This window comes from Kingella kingae, from assembly GCF_900475905.1.
In the GTDB taxonomy this organism is placed as follows: domain Bacteria; phylum Pseudomonadota; class Gammaproteobacteria; order Burkholderiales; family Neisseriaceae; genus Kingella; species Kingella kingae.
In genome coordinates this window covers 1221014-1240007 of record NZ_LS483426.1, presented here as the reverse complement: position 1 = coordinate 1240007, position 18994 = coordinate 1221014, and the positions used below count along the sequence as shown (strand labels likewise).

The 18994-nt window shown below is 43.1% G+C and carries 19 protein-coding genes; 5 read left to right on the top strand and 14 right to left on the bottom strand.

What is annotated here, in order from left to right:
- Window positions 1–51: 51 nt before the first annotated feature.
- The 8 genes from DQN52_RS06645 to DQN52_RS06610 all read right to left on the bottom strand — a co-directional run bounded on the left by DQN52_RS06645 (window position 52) and on the right by DQN52_RS06610 (window position 7521).
- The gene (locus DQN52_RS06645) at window positions 52–1716 is read right to left on the bottom strand and encodes an AMP-binding protein (protein ID WP_003786047.1); all 1665 of its coding nucleotides are present in this window, start codon (window positions 1714–1716) and stop codon (window positions 52–54) included.
- Window positions 1717–1839: 123 nt separating this feature from the next.
- Window positions 1840–2325, bottom strand: coding sequence for a type IV pilin protein (locus DQN52_RS06640; protein ID WP_003786045.1), 486 nt, complete (start codon window positions 2323–2325; stop codon window positions 1840–1842).
- 6 nt (window positions 2326–2331) lie between these two features.
- Window positions 2332–2940, bottom strand: coding sequence for a pilus assembly PilX family protein (locus tag DQN52_RS06635; RefSeq protein WP_003786044.1), 609 nt, complete (start codon window positions 2938–2940; stop codon window positions 2332–2334).
- A gap of 33 nt (window positions 2941–2973) precedes the next feature.
- Window positions 2974–4038: a PilW family protein gene (locus DQN52_RS06630; RefSeq protein WP_003786043.1), complete on the bottom strand. Its 1065-nt coding sequence runs from the start codon at window positions 4036–4038 to the stop codon at window positions 2974–2976.
- A gap of 20 nt (window positions 4039–4058) precedes the next feature.
- Window positions 4059–4673: a type IV pilus modification protein PilV gene (gene pilV / locus DQN52_RS06625; protein WP_003786042.1), complete on the bottom strand. Its 615-nt coding sequence runs from the start codon at window positions 4671–4673 to the stop codon at window positions 4059–4061.
- 241 nt (window positions 4674–4914) lie between these two features.
- Window positions 4915–5418 (bottom strand): pilus assembly FimT family protein, encoded by a 504-nt coding sequence (locus tag DQN52_RS11500; RefSeq protein ID WP_003786041.1) that lies wholly within the window; start codon window positions 5416–5418, stop codon window positions 4915–4917.
- Window positions 5419–5451: 33 nt separating this feature from the next.
- On the bottom strand, window positions 5452–6861 hold the full coding sequence (dnaB, locus tag DQN52_RS06615) for a replicative DNA helicase (protein ID WP_003786040.1): 1410 nt from the start codon (window positions 6859–6861) through the stop codon (window positions 5452–5454).
- Between the two features lie 129 nt (window positions 6862–6990).
- Window positions 6991–7521, bottom strand: a complete 531-nt coding sequence (locus DQN52_RS06610) for an inorganic diphosphatase (protein WP_003786039.1) — start codon at window positions 7519–7521, stop codon at window positions 6991–6993.
- A 312-nt stretch (window positions 7522–7833) separates the two neighbouring features.
- Here DQN52_RS06610 and DQN52_RS06605 point away from each other — a divergent pair, with 312 nt between their 5' ends.
- From DQN52_RS06605 to DQN52_RS06595, 3 genes are all read left to right on the top strand, one after another.
- A complete protein-coding gene (locus DQN52_RS06605) occupies window positions 7834–8757 on the top strand; it encodes an energy transducer TonB (protein WP_003786038.1) in 924 nt (307 codons plus the stop codon).
- Between the two features lie 61 nt (window positions 8758–8818).
- Window positions 8819–9478, top strand: coding sequence for a MotA/TolQ/ExbB proton channel family protein (locus tag DQN52_RS06600; protein WP_032827637.1), 660 nt, complete (start codon window positions 8819–8821; stop codon window positions 9476–9478).
- A 3-nt stretch (window positions 9479–9481) separates the two neighbouring features.
- Window positions 9482–9928: an ExbD/TolR family protein gene (locus DQN52_RS06595; protein WP_003786034.1), complete on the top strand. Its 447-nt coding sequence runs from the start codon at window positions 9482–9484 to the stop codon at window positions 9926–9928.
- A 177-nt stretch (window positions 9929–10105) separates the two neighbouring features.
- Here DQN52_RS06595 and DQN52_RS06590 read toward each other — a convergent pair whose 3' ends face one another.
- The 5 genes from DQN52_RS06590 to rfbC form a co-directional block, all read right to left on the bottom strand.
- The gene (locus DQN52_RS06590) at window positions 10106–10951 is read right to left on the bottom strand and encodes a transporter substrate-binding domain-containing protein (RefSeq protein WP_223877564.1); all 846 of its coding nucleotides are present in this window, start codon (window positions 10949–10951) and stop codon (window positions 10106–10108) included.
- A 330-nt stretch (window positions 10952–11281) separates the two neighbouring features.
- On the bottom strand, window positions 11282–12988 hold the full coding sequence (gene argS / locus DQN52_RS06585) for an arginine--tRNA ligase (RefSeq protein ID WP_003786028.1): 1707 nt from the start codon (window positions 12986–12988) through the stop codon (window positions 11282–11284).
- A 404-nt stretch (window positions 12989–13392) separates the two neighbouring features.
- Window positions 13393–14079, bottom strand: a complete 687-nt coding sequence (locus DQN52_RS06580) for an acyltransferase family protein (RefSeq protein WP_003786027.1) — start codon at window positions 14077–14079, stop codon at window positions 13393–13395.
- Window positions 14080–14237: 158 nt separating this feature from the next.
- Entirely contained in the window at window positions 14238–14792 is a 555-nt protein-coding gene (locus DQN52_RS06575; protein WP_032827636.1) for a pseudouridine synthase, read from the bottom strand.
- Window positions 14793–14867: 75 nt separating this feature from the next.
- Window positions 14868–15410 carry a dTDP-4-dehydrorhamnose 3,5-epimerase gene (gene rfbC / locus DQN52_RS06570; protein ID WP_032827635.1) on the bottom strand — a complete coding sequence of 181 codons (543 nt, stop codon included), beginning with the start codon at window positions 15408–15410 and terminating at the stop codon, window positions 14868–14870.
- 83 nt (window positions 15411–15493) lie between these two features.
- Between rfbC and rfbA the strand changes: the two genes are divergently transcribed.
- Both rfbA and rfbD read left to right on the top strand, forming a co-directional pair.
- Window positions 15494–16369 (top strand): glucose-1-phosphate thymidylyltransferase RfbA, encoded by an 876-nt coding sequence (rfbA, locus tag DQN52_RS06565; protein WP_003786021.1) that lies wholly within the window; start codon window positions 15494–15496, stop codon window positions 16367–16369.
- A 75-nt stretch (window positions 16370–16444) separates the two neighbouring features.
- On the top strand, window positions 16445–17371 hold the full coding sequence (gene rfbD / locus DQN52_RS06560) for a dTDP-4-dehydrorhamnose reductase (RefSeq protein WP_003786019.1): 927 nt from the start codon (window positions 16445–16447) through the stop codon (window positions 17369–17371).
- 169 nt (window positions 17372–17540) lie between these two features.
- On the opposite strand, the gene DQN52_RS06555 is transcribed toward rfbD, so the two are convergent.
- Complete coding sequence (locus DQN52_RS06555) at window positions 17541–18950, bottom strand: leucyl aminopeptidase (RefSeq protein ID WP_003786017.1); 1410 nt, start codon at window positions 18948–18950, stop codon at window positions 17541–17543.
- Window positions 18951–18994 lie beyond the last annotated feature (44 nt).

The following is an 18994-nucleotide window of genomic DNA, read 5'->3' as shown; positions in this document are numbered from 1 at the left end:
GGCTGCTTTGCTTGCCGTTTACAAAGCAGCCTGCACTTAAATAATTGATGATTAAGATTGGTCGCGCAATTCTCGGCGTAGAATTTTGCCGACATTGGATTTGGGTAATTCATCGCGGAACTCAATATCGCGCGGCACTTTGTAGCCTGTTAATTGCGTGCGACAAAACTCAATCAGCTCTTGCTCGGTCAATGAAGCATCTTTTTTGACTACGAACAATTTTAACGCCTCGCCTGTTTTTTCGCTTTTCACGCCCACGCAAGCGACTTCTTGCACTTTGGGGTGATGCGCCACCACGTCTTCAATTTCATTTGGATAGACATTAAAACCCGATACCACAATCAAATCTTTCTTTCTATCCACGATTTTGAGCCAGCCTTTTTCGTCCATCACCGCAATGTCACCTGTTTCCAGCCAGCCATTTTGGTCAATGACTTTTGCCGTTTCATCTGGACGATTCCAATAACCGCGCATGATTTGTGGACCGCGAATCCATAACTCCCCTGCTTCGCCAATCGCTACTTCGCCGCCCTGTCCATCTCGTAGCTGCACATCGGTGCTAGGCAATGGCAAGCCAATACCGCCAGAATAATCGTTTAAATTCAAAGGATTAACACACACACCTGGACTAGCTTCGGTCAAGCCATAAGCATCAACCACGTGTATTCCCACTACTTTAAACCATTCTTCCGCCACTGCTTGTTGTGTTGCCATGCCACCGCCGACAACCAGTTTCCATGTTGCAAAATTCACTTGCTTGAATTCTGGTTTATTAAGCAGACCACGGAACAGCGTATTCAAACCAATAAACACGCTGATAGGGTGTTTTTGCAAATCCTTGATAAACGCATCTAAATCTCTTGGATTGGTAATAAGAATGCTTTTTGCACCTGCTTGAAAAAACAGCAATAAATTAACCGTTAGCGCAAAAATATGGTACAGCGGCAAAGCGGCAATCACAGTTTCTTTGCCACTTTCCAATTTGTGCTTAATCCATTCGCCACCTTGTTGCATATTGGCGCAAATATTGCCGTGCGTGAGCATTGCACCTTTTGCCACACCTGTTGTTCCGCCTGTGTATTGCAAAAATGCCAAATCATCTCGCGTTAAATCAACTACTTCAAAAACATGCTGTGCGCCTTGCAACAAAGCTTGCTTAAACGAAGCAGCCTGCACAATTTGATAATTCGGCACGGCTTTTTTGATTTTACGCAATACAAAATTAACCAACATGCCTTTGAATGTGCCGAGCATTTCGCCCACATTGGCGATAACAACGTGCTTGATTTGTGTGCGTGGCAACACCAATTCCAGCGTATTGGCAAAATTTTCCAAGACCACAATCGCACTTGCACCACTGTCATTTAATTGGTGTTCCAACTCGCGTGGCGTATAGAGCGGATTGGTGTTTACCACCACCATGCCCGCTTTCAAAATACCAAACACCGCAATAGGATATTGCAAAATATTGGGCATCATCACTGCTACACGCGCACCACGTGGCAATTTGAGCACATTTTGCAAATACGATGCAAATTGGTCAGATAAATGCCCAATTTCAGCATAACTCAACTCCGCGCCCATATTGTAAAACGCAATTTGATTGCTATATTGCTCAATACTTCTATCGATTACATCCACAATAGAACGATAATGCAGCACATCAATTTCTGCTTGCACATCTTGCTCGTAGCTAGATAACCAAATTTTTTCCATATTATTTCCTTGTATAAACAAGCTATAAATTAAACGACAATTATAACAAAAAATAGTGCAGGCTGCTTTTCCCACAAAAAAACCGAATTTTGCACTATCACAAAATTCGGTTTATCCATTAATTTAAAACACTTCGCACCCAGATGGTTTCATAACTGCTGGTGTTGCACTAGAAATAGACGCTTTTGGACAACGCAATACATCACCTTTTTCCGTCATATAAGCAGCATATTTATAACTAGATACACGAGGTCTAGCCTGCATATAGATAGACACCTGATTACCTTTATTATTAACCACTACCGCATTACGACCAAAGGTGTATTTGTCTTTCATTGAACTTGGAATATTTTTTTCAATAGCATTATCTATAAACAGCTCATATTTATTTTTCAAACCTGCTGCACTACCTCGGCTGTAATTGGTATCGCTCAATTTTTGCGCTTCCAGTTGCTGACGTATTTCAGTCATATAGCGTTTGGCATCAGCCAAATTCGTCTTTTCAACAGAAGATTGATATGACGGCAATGCAATCGCAGCAAGAATACCAATAATGGCAATCACCACCATCATTTCAACCAATGTGAATCCTGAGTTTTTTATCTTCATATCGTATTACCGTAATAATTCAACATAACTTTGCAGCGTAACCACTGTATCTTTATTTTGACCACGTGCGCGAGAAGTGATTCGAAAATGGTCGTATTCTGTACCAGAAGAATTCAAATCTGTACGAACGCCCAAATATTCAATCACATAATGCGTTTTTTTATCATTAGTCGTTTTACAGGTATTCCCACAGCCATCGTCTAATACAGTTTTTCCCGTGCAACTATCAGGATTGGTTGATGCGGTACCTGATGCACAACGAGTCCACGCTTGATAATCAGAAGAAGCACTTTTATCAAACTTAAACGGAGCATTCGCATGACCGTCTGAATAGCTACCTTTTACTGGCAAACATAAACCATCTTTACAACCTGCGGTAAAAATAGTTTCTGTTTGTTTATCTACTACGTTTTTAATAAAGTACTCACCATCTCGCAGACCTGTTTCTGCCAAAGATAATGCGTATTTTCTGTCAGCTTCGTTGGTACTCATACGCATCTCTGTTACTGATGACTGACTGGTTACAATCACCAAAAAGGCAATAACCAACATTAAAATCATCACAAAAAACAAAGAAAAGCCTTGTTGTTGATTTCGAGAGATTATATTTTTCATATTATTCCTTATTTACTTGTTTGCTGAACTAACTTAAATACTTGGCGTTACTGTTGAACAGGTATTACCGCCACGCACCGTTGCATTAATAAAGTAATCGGTTTCGCTATTGTTGCTATCATCAATAGATGTACGATATTTTAAATGCAAACGAATCAATGCTGGCAACATTTGCTTACTTAAATTATTAGAGAGGCTGAAAGTTTCTTTATTCAATTCACTTCCATTTACTGCAGTTTGATTAGTACAGCCATCAACATAACCAAAAGACAATTGCATTTTTGTTACACCCTCTGCCATTAATTGAGGGCCTTGCCACTGCCCGCTTCCGTTCAAATCAAATCGTAATAAAGCTGGTTGACTACCATTTACACTGCCCAGCATATAGGCAGAAGCATACAAACGTGAAACTGCCAACTCACCACGAGCCTGTTCTGATTCATCTTTCATATCAACCAGATTAATAGCTGGGTCAAATCGCAATTGGGTGGTATCAACGTTATGAACACCATTTAATGTCCCAAGCGCGGCTTCTTTGCAACTACTTACAATTATATTGCCTCCACTTGCAAAAGCCTGATTCAAATCAGCATCATTATCAGCCTTATTGATGTTTAGTGTTGACATTGGATTGCCTCCATCGACAGTTTGTGTTACACCTGTCGAACCTTTTCCGTATACCAACAACAACAAATCACTTTGAGCAGTCACAGCATTTGAAACTGGAAATTTAGATGCCACTTCTGCCTGTGGAATCACACGCACGCCATAGCCTTCATTACTTGTCGAACTCATAACAAGTGTTGGATTTGCTGCACCAACATTTACCCTTGCATTGGCAAGATTAGGAAAACCAGAGGCGATTGCCGTATTAAAACAACCAAATGTCCCCGCATTACGTGCATCGCGTGTGAGCAAAGAAGCTGCATTACGCAAATTTTGTTGAATATCCAGTCTTTTTTGCGTGTTATCACTCAATTTGCGCGTCATGAAATAAGTTCCGCCAGCAGCAGAAATCACAATAATAGCTAACGAACTGGCAACCAAAAATTCGATTAAAGTAAAACCTTTTGGTTTTGAAATAAAACGCTTATTCATTATAGTATTTCCCGTATCTATTAGTTGCCTACTTCTAACATATAGGTATAAGTAGTAGATTGTTGATTATTGTCCGTTCCATTGGCATTACCCATGCGCCATGCAATCTTAATCATATTGGTGTCACGCTCATTATTGTTTGGTGCACAATTATCGGTCAATGCCCCGCCATCACCCAAAACAGGAGGAGTTGCATCTGGTTTATCTAAACAAATCGCATATGCAAGCACAGATACATTCGGTAATTGAGTACTCAAAACATATTCAAATTCATCTAAATGTTTTGCTGCCAGCTCTGCTTTTGTAATATTTGTTCTGTTCAAAGAAGTAGGAGCTGTGACTGCGCTGCCTGGATACAATGGCTTACTCTTTGGCACATAATTAGAATAACGACGACGATAAGTCGTTCCATTTTTAGTCAGAACTGCATTCATTTGCATGCCTTCTGCTAACGCTTCTGCAGCCTGCGACACAATACTGCGATTTTCCGCTTCACTAATGCTTGCAACAGAACGCAACTGCGCCGCCATCAATGCCAAAATACCAAAGGTCAGCAACAACACGGAAATCATCACTTCCAGTAGTGTTGCACCTTTCATTGAATATTTAGTATGAAAATAAGTCATATTTTTCATTTATTTTCCTAACTGTTATTATCAAATTATGCAGCTGCACAGATACGCTTTGCGCTGCTTGCCTTATCACTGTCAAATGCTTTGTAGTTCGTATCCCCTGCCTTGCATACAGTTGTTGAACCGCTAGGAGATACCACTACATAGCGAGCTTGAATATTCTTATTTTTTGTATCAGAAATCGCAACGCGCAAGTAAGCTTGCGACATGGTTACATGAGATAAAAAATTGGCTCGGTTTGTATCTAGAGCAGTACGATAACCAAATGCACCATTTGGCATAAAACAAATTGATTCTTGCTATCTGAACCACCTTTGCAGTCAGAACCTGCAAAATTACAAATATTAAGTACCACCTTCATTTTACGTACAGCTGCATCAGACTCGTTACCATTGATGCTAACTGTTCTCAACACCACATCTGTATTTGCCGTGTAATTCCCGTCACGATCATTATCAGCAAACGCCATCAAACCGCTATGGATAGCATTATCACTACACACGCCTGTATGACGCCCATCAGAACGAATAGTAACACCACATACGACAACAGGCACACCCATACGCACCGATTCACTTTTCGCAAAACGGAATATATTGGCAACCTGTTGAGAACGATTGGTCAATCGCGTATTGCTGATAAAGTTGCTCATGCTTGGGAATGCAATCGCTGCCATTATACCCATAATAGCAACCGTTACCATCAACTCAATCAGAGTAAAGCCTTTGGATTTTTGATATTGATTCATAGCTATTTTACACTTTCAAATAATTTACTTTTCTTAATCTTCTAACGATGCAGTACTTTCTGGAATATATGCCGCATTCTCAAACTTGGTAAACTGCCCCAAAAAGGTGAGATAAATTCGCCCAGTCGGACCATTACGATGCTTACCAATAATACACTCCGCCAAGCCTTTAAATTCGCTTTTTTCTTTTGTATAGTACTCATCACGATACATAAACATAATCAAATCAGCATCTTGCTCGATTGCACCTGATTCTCGCAAATCGGACATCATTGGGCGTTTATCGGTTCGATGTTCCACGGTGCGCGACAACTGCGATAAGGCAATAACAGGCACTTGCAATTCTTTTGCCAATGCTTTCAACGACCTTGAAATTTCGCCCAATTCTGCTGCACGGTTATCGGTTCTACCCGAACCTGACATCAACTGCAAATAATCGATAATAATCAATCCTAGCTTGCCATTGAATTTTTTTGCCAATCTTCGCGCCCTAGCTCTGATTTCTAGCACCGTTAAAGCGGAAGTTTCATCAATAAACATGGGAGCAAAAGTCAATTCTGCCACCGCTTCATTTAATCGCTCCCAGTGTTCACGCTGCAATGAGCCATTTTTTAACACACTTTGGTCAACACGTCCAACCGAACTCAACATACGCATAACCAACTGTGCTGCGCCCATCTCCATCGAAAAAATCGCAACGGGCAATTTTTCGTTTATCGCCACATGCTCTGCAATGTTAATTGAGAACGCCGTCTTACCCATTGATGGGCGACCCGCCACAATAATCAAATCGCCAGCCTGCAAACCCGACGTTTTTTCATCTAAATCTTTGAATCCTGTTGCCGTTCCTGTAACTTCGTTTGGATTGTCTCGGCGATATAGCACATCTATTCTGGCAACATTTTGGCGTAACAAATCGGGCATTTCCAAGAAACCTTGCTTGGATTTTTCGGTGCTTTCTGCAATTTGAAAAACCTGATTTTCCGCTTCATCAAGCAGCTCGTCTGCTGTTTTTCCTTTCGGATTATAGGCTTTTCTAGCAATTTCTGTTCCAACTTCTGCCAACTGACGCATAATGGAACGCTCTCGCACGATTTCGGCATAGCGACGCGCATTAGCTGCCGACGGAACAATTTGTGCGAGCGTCAATAAATAATCGAATCCGCCAACGCTGTCTAGCTGGTTATTTCTTTCCAGCATTTCTTGAACGGTAATCACGTCAGCAGGTCGCCCTGCTGCACCCAACGCGGAAATAGCCGTAAAAATCAATTTGTGTTCGTATCGATAAAAATCATTTTCATCTACAACATCTGCTACGCTATCTAATGCTTCATTATTCAGCAACAAGCCGCCCAGTAACGATTGCTCGGCTTCAACCGAATGGGGCGGAACATGCAAACTGCGAATTTCTTCATCAGAATGCGTAGCTTCTAAATTTTCCATAAATTAACCTTTTTAATAGAAAACTAACATTTTACGGCACTTGCTAAACAAAGTGCAGGCTGCTTCGTTGCTAAACCATTATCAAAGCAGCCTGCACTTTATTTGACTATTTATTTGGCATGACAACGGTTATTTAGCTTGCCAACGCGCTTGACATTCGCGAATAACTTGTTTTGCCTCTTCTACATCGCCCCAATGTTCCACTTTGGTTGCACCTGGTTTTTTCAAGGCTTTGTAGTTGTTGAAATGAAATTCAATTTGCTTAATTAATTGTGCAGGCAAATCTGCCAATGTTTTGATTTCATTGCCTGCATCGCGGTCATCTGCTGGCACAACGACTACTTTGTCATCGACTTCGCCATCATCTACAAATTTCATAATGCCAATCACACGCGCCTCCATATAAATGCCTGTTGGCAATGGGTTTTTGGTAATAATCAATGCGTCTAATTCGTCGCCATCTTCGTCCAACGTTTGCGGAATAAAGCCATAATTGGTTGGCTTGGCAAAAATTTGTGGCTCTACGCGGTCTAATTTCATCACAGCGTGTTTTCTGTCCCACTCGATTTTGTGCGTGCTGCCTTCTGGAATTTCTACTACTACGTTGATGATGCCGTTGTCCACATCGCCTGCGTCTAAAATTTGATTAAAATCTGCCATGATTTTGTCCTTGTGTGATTAAAAATGATTAAGCAGTGCATTATAACGAAAGGTGTTCGTAAAGCATAGTTTTGTTATGCAGCGTAAACCCTGTGCAAAATTCCATCTTTGGTGCATTCCTGCGTGATGCACTTCTCGGACGCTCGAAAATATTTCAATATTATCTGCGCGTCCTGCGATGCTATCACTTTGAACTGCATTCAAATCTGGAACTTCGCACAGGGTTTACGCTGCTTTTTTGTGATTGAAATGTAAATTTGTTATAAAAAATCAGTTTACAAACAGGAATAATTTGCATTAATATCGCGCCCTATGAAGAACAATCGCCTACTCAATCCATCTGTGGTTTTGGTAGTCAGCCTATTGCATGCAGGCATTATCGCTTTGGCATGGGAGGCTAGAAAACCGCCAGAACCCGTTTCGGTGGACAATCTTACTTTTGTGGATTTAGGTTCGCTAGATGGCAACGACCAGCCTGCTGCGGACGGCGCACCTGCATCGTTAGAAAGCAAGCCAGCCGAACCTGTTAGCAAACCCACACCTCCTCCTGTTGCCCCTACTCCGCCCAAACCTGAGCCTGTTGTTAAAGCAGAGCCAACAGTCAAAGCAGTAGTGCGTAACGATAAGCCTGCCGATGTGGTGGAAGCCAAACCCAAACCTGAGCCAATCAAACCTGTGGTTACGCCGCCTAAACCAGAAATACCCATCAAGCAGCCTGCACCTCCAACACCAACTGAACCAGTTAATAAACCTGCCACACCTACAACCGAAACACCGCTTAAACCAAGCAATACAGCAGGTGGCGCACCTGCTAATGCCGTCCATCGCCAAGAAGGCGGAACAGGCGGCGGTGGCAGTAACCCAAATAGCCAAGCCCCCAAAAACAATGCAGGCGGTTCGGCAACAGGTTCTGGCACAGGCGCGCGCGGTAGTGGTCAAGGCTCTTCTGGTGGTGGCGCAGGTGGGATTGTTGATGGCGGTTATACGCGCTTGCCTAGCGTTTCCTATCCGCCCGCTTCCCTAGATGCAGACGAAGAAGGCAGCATTAAACTCGCAGTTACAGTTGAGCCCAATGGCACAGTATCCGATGTAACCGTAATTAAATCGACAGGTCATGCACGACTGGACAACGCCGCCAAACGTGCCGCACGCTCGGCAGGCTATCGTGCCAAAGAAGTTGATGGTGTGAAAGTCAGAACACGATTTACCACATCATACGAGTTTAAATTAGACTAATTTAAAGTGCAGGCTGCCTGCATCCTTGATTATTTATTTTATTTTTAAAGAAAGTATTACCATGAATTTAGGTTTAGTATTTCAACAAGGCGACCCAGTACTCATTGGCGTATTCTTATTTTTAGTGGCAATGAGCATTTGCACTTGGGTTGTGATTGTGTTGCGCTCTATTCGCCATTTTGCTGCCAAAAAAGCCAATCGCGCAGCACTAGATGCCATTTGGTCGTCCAAAACGTTGGACAATGCCGAACACGCTGCCAAACAAAATCCATCGCCCATTAGCGACTTGGCTGCTCATGCTTTTGTTGCCAATCGCCGCTTTTCTGAATCGCAGCAAACGCTTCTATCTGCCAGCTTGCCCAAAAATGCTTATTTGGAACGCGAATTACGCCACAGCATCAGCAAAATCATGAACAGCTATGATGGCGGTATGACTGCATTGGCAACCATTGGCTCAACCGCACCGTTTATTGGTTTGCTGGGAACGGTTTGGGGTATTTACCACGCGCTGATTAACATCAGCCAAAAAGGACAAATGAGCATTGCCGAAGTATCGGGCCCGATTGGCGAAGCACTGGTAGCCACCGCATTGGGCTTATTTGTAGCGATTCCTGCGGTGTTGGCTTACAACTGCTTTACTCGTGGCAACAAAAAGCTATCACGTGAACTGCATAATTTTGCACACGATTTGCACGTTCAACTGATTAACGAAAAGGAGTAACAAATGGCTTTCGGTTCAATGAATGACGATGGTGACGATGCGCCAATGAGCGACATCAACGTAACCCCATTGGTTGATGTGATGCTGGTTTTGCTGATTGTGTTTATGATTACCATGCCTGTGATGACGCATTCAATCCCGTTGAATTTGCCTACCGCAAACAGTAGACAGCAAACACCGCCACCAACCGACAATATCAAACCTGTTGAAATTGCGATTGATGCCGCTGGTGATTATGCGATTGGCGCAGATTCCACTCAAAAAGTTAATCTTGAAGCAATCAAAACTCGTTTACAAGAAATTGCCAAGCAAGACCCCGATACCATCGTGGCGATTGATGCCGATTCTTCGGTCGCATACGAACACGTTTACAAAATTTTGGAAGCCTCTCGCGAAGCGGGTTTGAGCAAAGTAGGTATTCGTGGCAAAGTGGAAAATGCTGCAAAATAATCAGTAAAATATAGTGGATTAAATTTAGATTAGGACAAGGCGACAACGACCGCTGTGTACACCTAGTACATAAGGGAGTTGGCAACGCTGTACCAATCTAAATTTAATTCACTATAGATAAAAAAGCAGCCTGCACTTTCAAATATAAAAGTGCAGGCTGCTTTTTTGTGTTCGCAATTACTCAAACCATTTTTTTGTCAATGCGTCCAATGTGCCGTCTGCTTTTGCTTTGGCTAAACCGCGGTTGATTTTGTCCATTAACTCGGTATTACCTTTTTTAACCGCAAAACCAAAGTATTGTTTTTCTTCGCCGATAGGAATAATGCGCATAGCAATATCGGCACGCTCTTTTTTGTAATATTGGAAAATACGCGAATTACCCACCACCGCAACCGTGTTACCCACATACATCTCTTTGAGCGACAAATAGAACGAATCCGATAGTACCGCCTTGCCTTTTAAACCTTCAATAATCGCGATATTGTCCAAACCACCTTTGTTTACCGCAATGGTTTTACCCGCCAAATCTTCTGGTTTTTGAATCGCTTGGTTTTCGGGCGTATCCAAAATCATAATGGCTGGTTGAAAATCCAAAAACGGCTCACTCATCAACATTTTATCGGCACGTTCCGGCACAATACCCAAGCCCGATGCCCACATATGAAATTTACCATTGTTTAATGTAGATTCCACCGTATTAAATGGCGCATTCACAACTTGCACATTAAACTCCCCTGCTTTGGCAACCGCGTGCAACAACTCCATTTCAAAACCATTTGGCTGACCTTTATCACCCGAAAATTCAAATGGCATATAACCAAATTCCGAACCTACAAGATAAGTCTGCCAACTTGGATTGGTTACCGTAAAGTCTACCCCTCCCGATGTTGGTTTAGTTGATGCAGCAGATGGTGAAGAATCTGAACTACTTGGTGCTACTGTATTTTGCTGTGTTGATTCATTTTGACACGCACTTAAAGCCAACATAGACGCAAATAATACACTGATATATTTCATTTTCATGGTAGGTAACTTTCGTGATTAAATTTAAGTTAGATGGATTGATTATCCGCATGCCGCACTCAAAATATAGTGAATTAAATTTAGATTAGTACAGCGTTGCCAACTCCCTTATGTACTAGGTGTACACGGCGGTCGTTGTCGCCTTGTCCTAATCTAAATTTAATCCACTATAAAGCTAATAACCACAATAATTTTAGCAGATTGAACTGGTTTTAAATAGTGAATTATTTGCGTTTTTTTGCATATTTTCACAATTCTATCTATTTTTGATTCAATAAAAAGCAGCCTGCACTCTGTTTGATACAAAGTGCAGGCTGCTTTTTAAATGGTTTACATCACTTCCAAAACATCAATCCCGAGCAAATCCAAGCCCGTTTTCATCGTTTCGGCGGTTAATTTTGCCAATTTCAAACGCGAATCGCGCACATCGCCTTGTGCTTTCAAAATCGGACACGCTTCGTAAAAACGGCTAAACAACGTCGCCAACTGATACAAATACGCCGCCAAATAATGCGGATAAGACGTTTCCGCCACGCTCGCCACCACGTCTTCAAATTTCAACAATTCCACCGCAAGTTGTTGTTCTAACGGCTGTTCCAATTTTAAGGCAGCCTGCACATTCCATTCACCAGCCTTTTTGAACACACTTTGCACGCGCGTGTAAGCGTATTGCAAATACGGCGCGGTATTGCCTTCAAACGACAACATATTGTCCCAATCAAACACATAATCGCTCGTGCGGTTTTTGCTCAAATCCGCGTATTTCACCGCGCCAATGCCGACCACTTCGCCGATTTGCGCCACTTCTTCCGCGCTCAAATCCGCGTTTTTCTCGCGCACCAAAGCCGTTGCGCGTTCCACCGCTTCATCAAGCAAATCAACCAGTTTCACGGTATCGCCCGAGCGCGTTTTGAACGGTTTGCCGTCCTTGCCCATCATCGTGCCAAAGCCGATAAATTCAGCCGACACATTTTCAGGCAGCCAGCCAGCTTTGCGAGACGCGCTAAATAATTGTTTAAAATGCAAATCTTGGCGCGTATCCACCACATACATCAAACGATTTGCGCCCAATTTCCCCACGCGGTAACGCATACACGCAAAATCCGTTGTCGCATACAAAAAGCCACCGCCTTGTTTTTGCACGATAAACGCCGCAGGTTCGCCGTCTTTATTTTTAAATTCGTCCAAAAACACCACTTTCGCGCCGTCCGATTCCACCGCCAAACCTTTCGCGGTCAATTCATCAATCACGTTTTGCAAATCATCGTTATACGAACTTTCGCCAGCCACATCAGCACGTTGCAATTTCAAACCCAATTTCGCGTAAACTGCTTCCGCGTGTTGCAAGGAAATTTCCACAAACTGCTGCCACAACGCCAACACCGCCGCATCGCCGCCCTGCAATTTCACAACATATTCACGCGCCAAATCCGCAAAAGCCGCGTCTTCATCAAAACGCACTTTCGCATTACGGTAGAATTGCTCCAAATCCGCCAATTTAAATTCTGCATTATCCTGTTGTTGTTCAACAAGATACGCCACCAACATACCAAATTGCGTTCCCCAATCGCCCACATGATTTTGGCGAATCACGTTATGCCCCAAAAACGCCAACACACGCGCCAAACTGTCGCCAATAATGGACGAGCGCAAATGCCCAACGTGCATTTCTTTCGCCAAATTCGGCGATGAATAATCAATCACAACCGTTTGCGGATTAGGCGTTTTTTCAATATTCAGGCTGCCTGAATTTAAATTTTCCGCCAAAAAATCAGCCGCTAAACGCAAATTGATAAAACCCGGTCCTGCCACTTCCGCGCTGGCGATTGCGCCTTTACCGTGCAATTCGTCTGCCACTTTTTGCGCCAATTCGCGTGGATTTTGCCCTGCTTTTTTCGCTGCGCCCATTACGCCGTTAATTTGGAAATCGCCGTGTTTCGCGTCTTTGGCTGGCTGCAACACAATCGGGCTGCCTGAAATGCCAGCCACCGCGAATGCTTGTTCAATTTGATTAGATAAAGTTTGTTGTAATTTCATAATACTTTTAATTTAAGTTAAAACTAGATTTTAAGGCAATACTCATTTCAATATAGTTTGAAAATTACTATATTATAATTGTTTAGAAAAATAAATTATACAAGGTTTTTCAATAAATTTATGGATAAAGAATGCAGATACAACACATAGTAAAATATAAAATAAACTATTTAAATAATTGAACTCCTGATGTGTCCATTGAAATATATTGATAAAAAATGGATGTATTAAATACATTGGATAGGAAATATCACCAAAAAATTGACCTACTCCATTATTAAACCAATGGAAAATAACACCTCTCCTATGTGCCAGAGAAATAATAAATACCATACAAATAAATGGAAATACAAATTCATTCACACGATTGTAACTAATTTTTCTATACAATAAGAAACATAGAACTAATACAATAATTTGAAACACGGTTGCCCAGTTGTTCGTTGTTCAAAAATAGTATACGCTATAACTCCTAGTGAATAGTCTAATAAACAACGAATTACACCATAAGTAATAAATGGATAAGCAAGCGCATAGTGAATATTTAGAAAATCTGATGTATCATTTACTATCTTTAAAAAAGCAAATAGGCTGAATATTATCAAAACTGGTAATAACAATTGACTAGCATATTTCCTTATTACAAATATTAATGGAAATAATAAAATACCTACCCAAAACTCTGCAGAAATAGTGTATGAAATACCTAATGGTTCAAAATATATAAATCGCAAATTATTCATTGGCAACATCTCGCCAATAGATAAAATCCTGATGACATCTAATGAATTGGGCTTAACAAAATTCTCTGCAAAAAAATATTGCGGAATAAGTGTAATAATCACACAAAATAAATAAACAGGTATCAATCGAAAATACCGACTTTTAATAAATTTATACGTATTAAAATTTTCTTTATTAAAAACAGAGGCAGAAATCACAAATCCACTTAACACTAAAAAGAAATCAACCGCCAATATAAATGACAATGGCATCTTACTTGTTTGCCCATTCCAATGAAAAAAATGACCCAATGCCACAGCAATTGACATAATTCCACGAAAAAAATCTAAACTAATGTTCCTTTTCATTATACAAATTTCTTTTCCAAATTACACAAAAACAAAAAATAGACTTCCTGCAAAACCGCAATTTTTCTAGGTTTTAGAATTTTGCTAAATCCTGTAATTCAGTGTGTTTTAAAAAATTGGGATTATTGTTTCGCAGGAAGTCTATTATAATATAAAATTCACGGCAATATTTTACATTCCTGCCATTGCCCTAATTCCAGCCCCAAATCAAACAGATTCACGCGCCCTATTCCTACGCGGATTAGGCGTAAACACGGATAACCTGCTTTTGCCGTCATGCGGCGAACTTGGCGATTTTTGCCTTCGCGGATTTGGATTTGCAACCAAAAATCGGGAACGGTTTTGCGTTCGCGAATCGGCGGATTGCGTGTCCAAATTTGCGCGATTTCGTTTTCATTGAGCAAACGAATTTGCGCTGGCTGCGCGACAAAATCGCCCAAATCCAATGGCTGCTGCAAACGCGCCAATTTGTCCGCATCGGGCGAACCCTCCAATTGCGCCCAATAGGTTTTGGTTATTTTATTGCGTGGGTCGGCGATTCGCGCTTGCTGTTTACCGTCATCGGTTAGCAACAGCAAGCCTTCGCTGTCGGTGTCTAGCCGCCCTGCTGGATAGACGTTTGGCACATTGACCAAGTCTTTGAGTGTGCGGTGTTTTTCGTGTGGCGAAAATTGACAAATAATGCCATAGGGTTTGTTGAGTGCGATTAACATTGCAGGCTGCTTTTTTGTATAGATATAAAAAAACGCGATTATAGCAGCGCAACCCAAAAGCCGCCTGCACTTTTATCATGCAAACAAAACCAAATCTGCCAACCGTTTGCCTGCTTGGTCTTTGGGCGACAACACAGGCTTGCCATTCAATCGCCAATCTATGCTGACTGCTGGGTCGTTCCACAGCAAGGTGTGTTCCGCGCTGGGGTTGTAGTAATCCGTGCATTTGTATGCCACCGCCGCGCCATCGCTCAACACATAAAATCCGTGCGCGAAGCCTCCTGGAATCCACATTTGTCGTGCGTTGTCACCTGATAAAATTTCCGCAACCCATTGCCCAAACGTGGGCGAACTGCGACGTAAATCCACCGCCACGTCAAAAATGCAGCCTGCAACAGCGCGTACCAATTTGCCTTGCGCGTTTTCGGTTTGATAATGCAATCCGCGCAACACGTTTTTGCTCGATTGGCTGTGGTTTTCCTGCACGAACGCGCAATCGGCAACGTGTTGGCGAAACCAATCATCACGGAACGTTTCCATAAAAAAGCCACGTTCATCGCGCCAAATTTGGGGTTCTAGCAATTTAATATCGAGGATAGAAGTCGGCAAAATGTTCATGATTGCGGTGCTGTTGTACAAAAAACCGCATTATATTGATAAACTGCGTCATTCTGTATTCTGTTAAACAAGGTAAACCAACCATGACCAAAGGCATTGTATTAGCAGGCGGCACAGGCTCGCGGCTGTATCCCACCACGCTTGGCACGTCTAAACAGCTTTTGCCTGTTTACGATAAACCAATGATTTATTATCCAATTTCCACACTGATGCTCGCAGGAATCCGCGATATGCTTGTGATTACTACGCCCGAAGACAATGCCAGTTTTCGACGATTATTGGGCAATGGCAGCGATTTTGGCGTGAATATTGAATACGCGATTCAGCCTCGCCCTGACGGTTTAGCGCAAGCGTTTTTGATTGGCGAAGAATTTATTGGCGATGACAGCGTGTGTTTGGTGTTGGGCGACAATATTTTTTACGGACAACATTTCAGCCAAATGCTGAAAGAAGCGGCAGAACGCGAACATGGCGCAACGGTTTTCGCCTACCAAGTGAAAGACCCTGAACGCTTTGGCGTAGTGGAATTTGACGAAAACCAACGCGCTTTGTCTATTGAAGAAAAGCCGTCTAAACCGAAATCGGATTACGCCGTTACTGGCTTGTATTTTTATGATAATCGTGTTGTAGAAATGGCAAAGCAGGTCAAACCGTCAGCGCGTAGCGAATTGGAAATTACCACGCTCAACGAGATGTATTTGCAAGACGGCAGCCTGAATGTGCAGGTTTTGGGGCGCGGTTTTGCGTGGTTGGACACAGGCACGCATGAAAGTTTGCACGATGCGGCGGCGTTTGTTCGCACGATTCAGAATGTGCAAAATCTGCAAGTGGCGTGTTTGGAAGAGATTGCGTGGCGCAATGGTTGGTTATCGTCTGACAAAATCCGCGCATTAGCCGAGCCGATGAAGAAAAATGAATATGGGCAGTATTTGTTGCGCTTGGTTCAAAATGAAATTTAATTCAAACAAAGCAGCCTGCACTTTTTTCGGGTTTACGAAAAGTGCAGGCTGCTTTTGCTATTCAACCAGTTTATAATGCGTTTTTCTATTTCAAAGCAGCCTGCACAATATAAATCCAAAAAAATGAAATATTTAATCACAGGTGCAAATGGACAAGTCGGCAGCCAATTAGTCGCGCAATTACAAGGCAAAGCCGAAATCTTCGCCGCCGACCGCGCCACACTAGACATTACCAACCGCGAAACCGTTTTTCAGGCAGCGCGAACATTCCGCCCCGACATCATCATCAACGCCGCCGCCCACACGGCTGTAGACAAAGCCGAAAGCGAACCCGATTTAGCTCACGCGATTAACTGCACAGGCGCGGAAAATCTCGCCCTTGCCGCGCAAGAAGTCGGCGCAATCGTCTTGCACATTTCCACAGACTATGTATTTGACGGCAAAGGCGAAACCGCCTACCGAGAAACCGACCCAGTCGCACCGCAAAGCACTTACGGCAAAAGCAAATTGGCTGGCGAACAAGCCGTTCAGGCAGCCTGCACGCGCCACATCATCTTGCGAACCGCGTGGGTGTTTGGCGAACACGGCAACAATTTTGTGAAAACCATGCTGCGCTTGGGTGCAAGCCGCGACACGTTGGGCGTGGTTGCCGACCAATTCGGCAGCCCGACTTATGCTGGCGACATCGCGGCGGCGTTGATTGTTATGGCAGAACAGATTGTGAATCAAAAAGATAACGAACTGTTTGGCGTGTACCATTTTTCAGGCAGCCCTTATGTGTCGTGGCACGGTTTCGCCAGCGAGATTTTCGTGCAAGCAGTGGCGCAAGGTGTGTTAGCCAAATCGCCCACGCTCAACGCCATCACAACTGCAGATTACCCGACCCCTGCGGTACGACCTGCCAATTCGCGTTTGGATTGCGGCAAAGTGCAGGCTGCTTTTGGGATTGCGCCTAGCGATTGGCGTAAGGCATTGTTGAATTTAAACCGTTATGTTTTATAGTGGATTAAATTTAGATTAGGACAAGGCGACAACGACCGCCGTGTACAGCTAGTACATAAGGGAGTTGGCAACGCTGTACTAATCTAAATTTAATTCACTGTATGATATAGAAAAGCAGCCTGCACTTTATGTTTACACAAATTGCAGGCTGCTTTTTTATGCTACCAATTTACTTCGCTTGATTCGTCAAATATTGGAACAACAACGGAATTGGGCGACCTGTCGCACCTTTTGCCGCGCCTGATTTCCAAGCCGTGCCAGCAATATCCAAATGCGCCCAATTCAAATTTTCCGCAAAATGCGCCAAGAATGTCGCCGCGGTAATCGTGCCAGCAGGACGACCGCCAATGTTTTGCATATCCGCAAAATTAGATTTCAGTTGCTCTTTGTATTCGGTGAACAACGGTAACTGCCACGCTTTATCATTGCAATCACGCGAAGCCGCTAACAGTTCATCAGCCAAGTCTTGATTGTTGGACATCAAACCGCTTGCCACATGCCCCAACGCGATAATACACGCACCTGTTAAAGTCGCCACATCAATCACGGCTTTGGCTTTGAAATTTTGTTCCACATAAGTCAGCGCATCGCACAACACCAAACGACCTTCCGCGTCCGTGTTCAAATTCTCAATCGTTGTGCCGTTCATTGCTTTGACCACGTCGCCAGGTTTTGATGCGCCAGCGTCGGGCATATTTTCGCAAGTTGCCACAACCACCGCCAAGTTAATCGGCAATTTCGCCTTAACCGCCGCGATAAACGTGCCAATCACGGTTGCCGCACCGCACATATCGTACTTCATTTCGTCCATGCCTTCACCAGGTTTCAACGAAATGCCGCCGCTATCAAATGTCAAACCTTTGCCGACCAACACAATCGGGTCAATGGATTTATCCGCTGCGCCAAAATAGCGCAATTCCAACAATTTTGGCTCTTGTGCGCTGCCTTTTGCCACGCCCCAAAATGACGGCATATTGGCTTGAATATAATCTTTATCCAAAATTTTCGCTTCTGCGCCCAAGGCTTGCGCTTCTTTTGCCGCCGTTTCTGCCAAATAAGTCGGCGTGCAAATATTAGAACCTGTGTTGCCCAAATCCTTGCACAAATTCACACCATACAACAAGGCTTGCGCTTGCGCCAAAGCAGCCTGCACTTGTTTTTCATGTTTCGCGTGAACCAATTCCACATTTTTCAATTTAGCAGGATTGACTTCTTTTTTATAATAATCAAAACGATAAGCGGCTTCGCCAATCGCCGCAACCAACGCTTCCGTAGCGCGCGAGCTATCCACTTCGCAGAATGGGTTTAAATCTACCGACACATTTTCTTGTTTAACCAACCATGCAGCGACTTCTTTCGCGCCTTTTTGCAGCGTTTCGGTTTTCAAATCGGCAAAACGCAACACGGCAATATTGTGCAGGCTGCCTGCAACGATTAAGTTTGCGCTGGCGAAACTGTCTTTTTCGCCCAAACTTTGAAACACGATTTTGGCGTTTTCATTGTTTAATTGATTGGCTTCGGTACAAACAAACAAAGTTGCCGCGCCATTTTTTGGCTGATTTACCACACTAAATTGCATTGTATTCTCCCAATGTTAAAACGTGAAAACGCGAATTATACGCC

What these genes read in the sequence shown, in the direction of transcription:
- DQN52_RS06645 (WP_003786047.1), bottom strand. Translation starts at nt 1,716, where the DNA reads ATGGAAAAAATTTGGTTATCTAGCTACGAGCAAGATGTGCAAGCAGAA.
- DQN52_RS06640 (WP_003786045.1), bottom strand. Translation starts at nt 2,325, where the DNA reads ATGAAGATAAAAAACTCAGGATTCACATTGGTTGAAATGATGGTGGTG.
- DQN52_RS06635 (WP_003786044.1), bottom strand. Translation starts at nt 2,940, where the DNA reads ATGAAAAATATAATCTCTCGAAATCAACAACAAGGCTTTTCTTTGTTT.
- DQN52_RS06630 (WP_003786043.1), bottom strand. Translation starts at nt 4,038, where the DNA reads ATGAATAAGCGTTTTATTTCAAAACCAAAAGGTTTTACTTTAATCGAA.
- pilV (WP_003786042.1), bottom strand. Translation starts at nt 4,673, where the DNA reads ATGAAAAATATGACTTATTTTCATACTAAATATTCAATGAAAGGTGCA.
- DQN52_RS11500 (WP_003786041.1), bottom strand. Translation starts at nt 5,418, where the DNA reads ATGAATCAATATCAAAAATCCAAAGGCTTTACTCTGATTGAGTTGATG.
- dnaB (WP_003786040.1), bottom strand. Translation starts at nt 6,861, where the DNA reads ATGGAAAATTTAGAAGCTACGCATTCTGATGAAGAAATTCGCAGTTTG.
- DQN52_RS06610 (WP_003786039.1), bottom strand. Translation starts at nt 7,521, where the DNA reads ATGGCAGATTTTAATCAAATTTTAGACGCAGGCGATGTGGACAACGGC.
- DQN52_RS06605 (WP_003786038.1), top strand. Translation starts at nt 7,834, where the DNA reads ATGAAGAACAATCGCCTACTCAATCCATCTGTGGTTTTGGTAGTCAGC.
- DQN52_RS06600 (WP_032827637.1), top strand. Translation starts at nt 8,819, where the DNA reads ATGAATTTAGGTTTAGTATTTCAACAAGGCGACCCAGTACTCATTGGC.
- DQN52_RS06595 (WP_003786034.1), top strand. Translation starts at nt 9,482, where the DNA reads ATGGCTTTCGGTTCAATGAATGACGATGGTGACGATGCGCCAATGAGC.
- DQN52_RS06590 (WP_223877564.1), bottom strand. Translation starts at nt 10,951, where the DNA reads ATGAAAATGAAATATATCAGTGTATTATTTGCGTCTATGTTGGCTTTA.
- argS (WP_003786028.1), bottom strand. Translation starts at nt 12,988, where the DNA reads ATGAAATTACAACAAACTTTATCTAATCAAATTGAACAAGCATTCGCG.
- DQN52_RS06580 (WP_003786027.1), bottom strand. Translation starts at nt 14,079, where the DNA reads ATGAAAAGGAACATTAGTTTAGATTTTTTTCGTGGAATTATGTCAATT.
- DQN52_RS06575 (WP_032827636.1), bottom strand. Translation starts at nt 14,792, where the DNA reads ATGTTAATCGCACTCAACAAACCCTATGGCATTATTTGTCAATTTTCG.
- rfbC (WP_032827635.1), bottom strand. Translation starts at nt 15,410, where the DNA reads ATGAACATTTTGCCGACTTCTATCCTCGATATTAAATTGCTAGAACCC.
- rfbA (WP_003786021.1), top strand. Translation starts at nt 15,494, where the DNA reads ATGACCAAAGGCATTGTATTAGCAGGCGGCACAGGCTCGCGGCTGTAT.
- rfbD (WP_003786019.1), top strand. Translation starts at nt 16,445, where the DNA reads ATGCGTTTTTCTATTTCAAAGCAGCCTGCACAATATAAATCCAAAAAA.
- DQN52_RS06555 (WP_003786017.1), bottom strand. Translation starts at nt 18,950, where the DNA reads ATGCAATTTAGTGTGGTAAATCAGCCAAAAAATGGCGCGGCAACTTTG.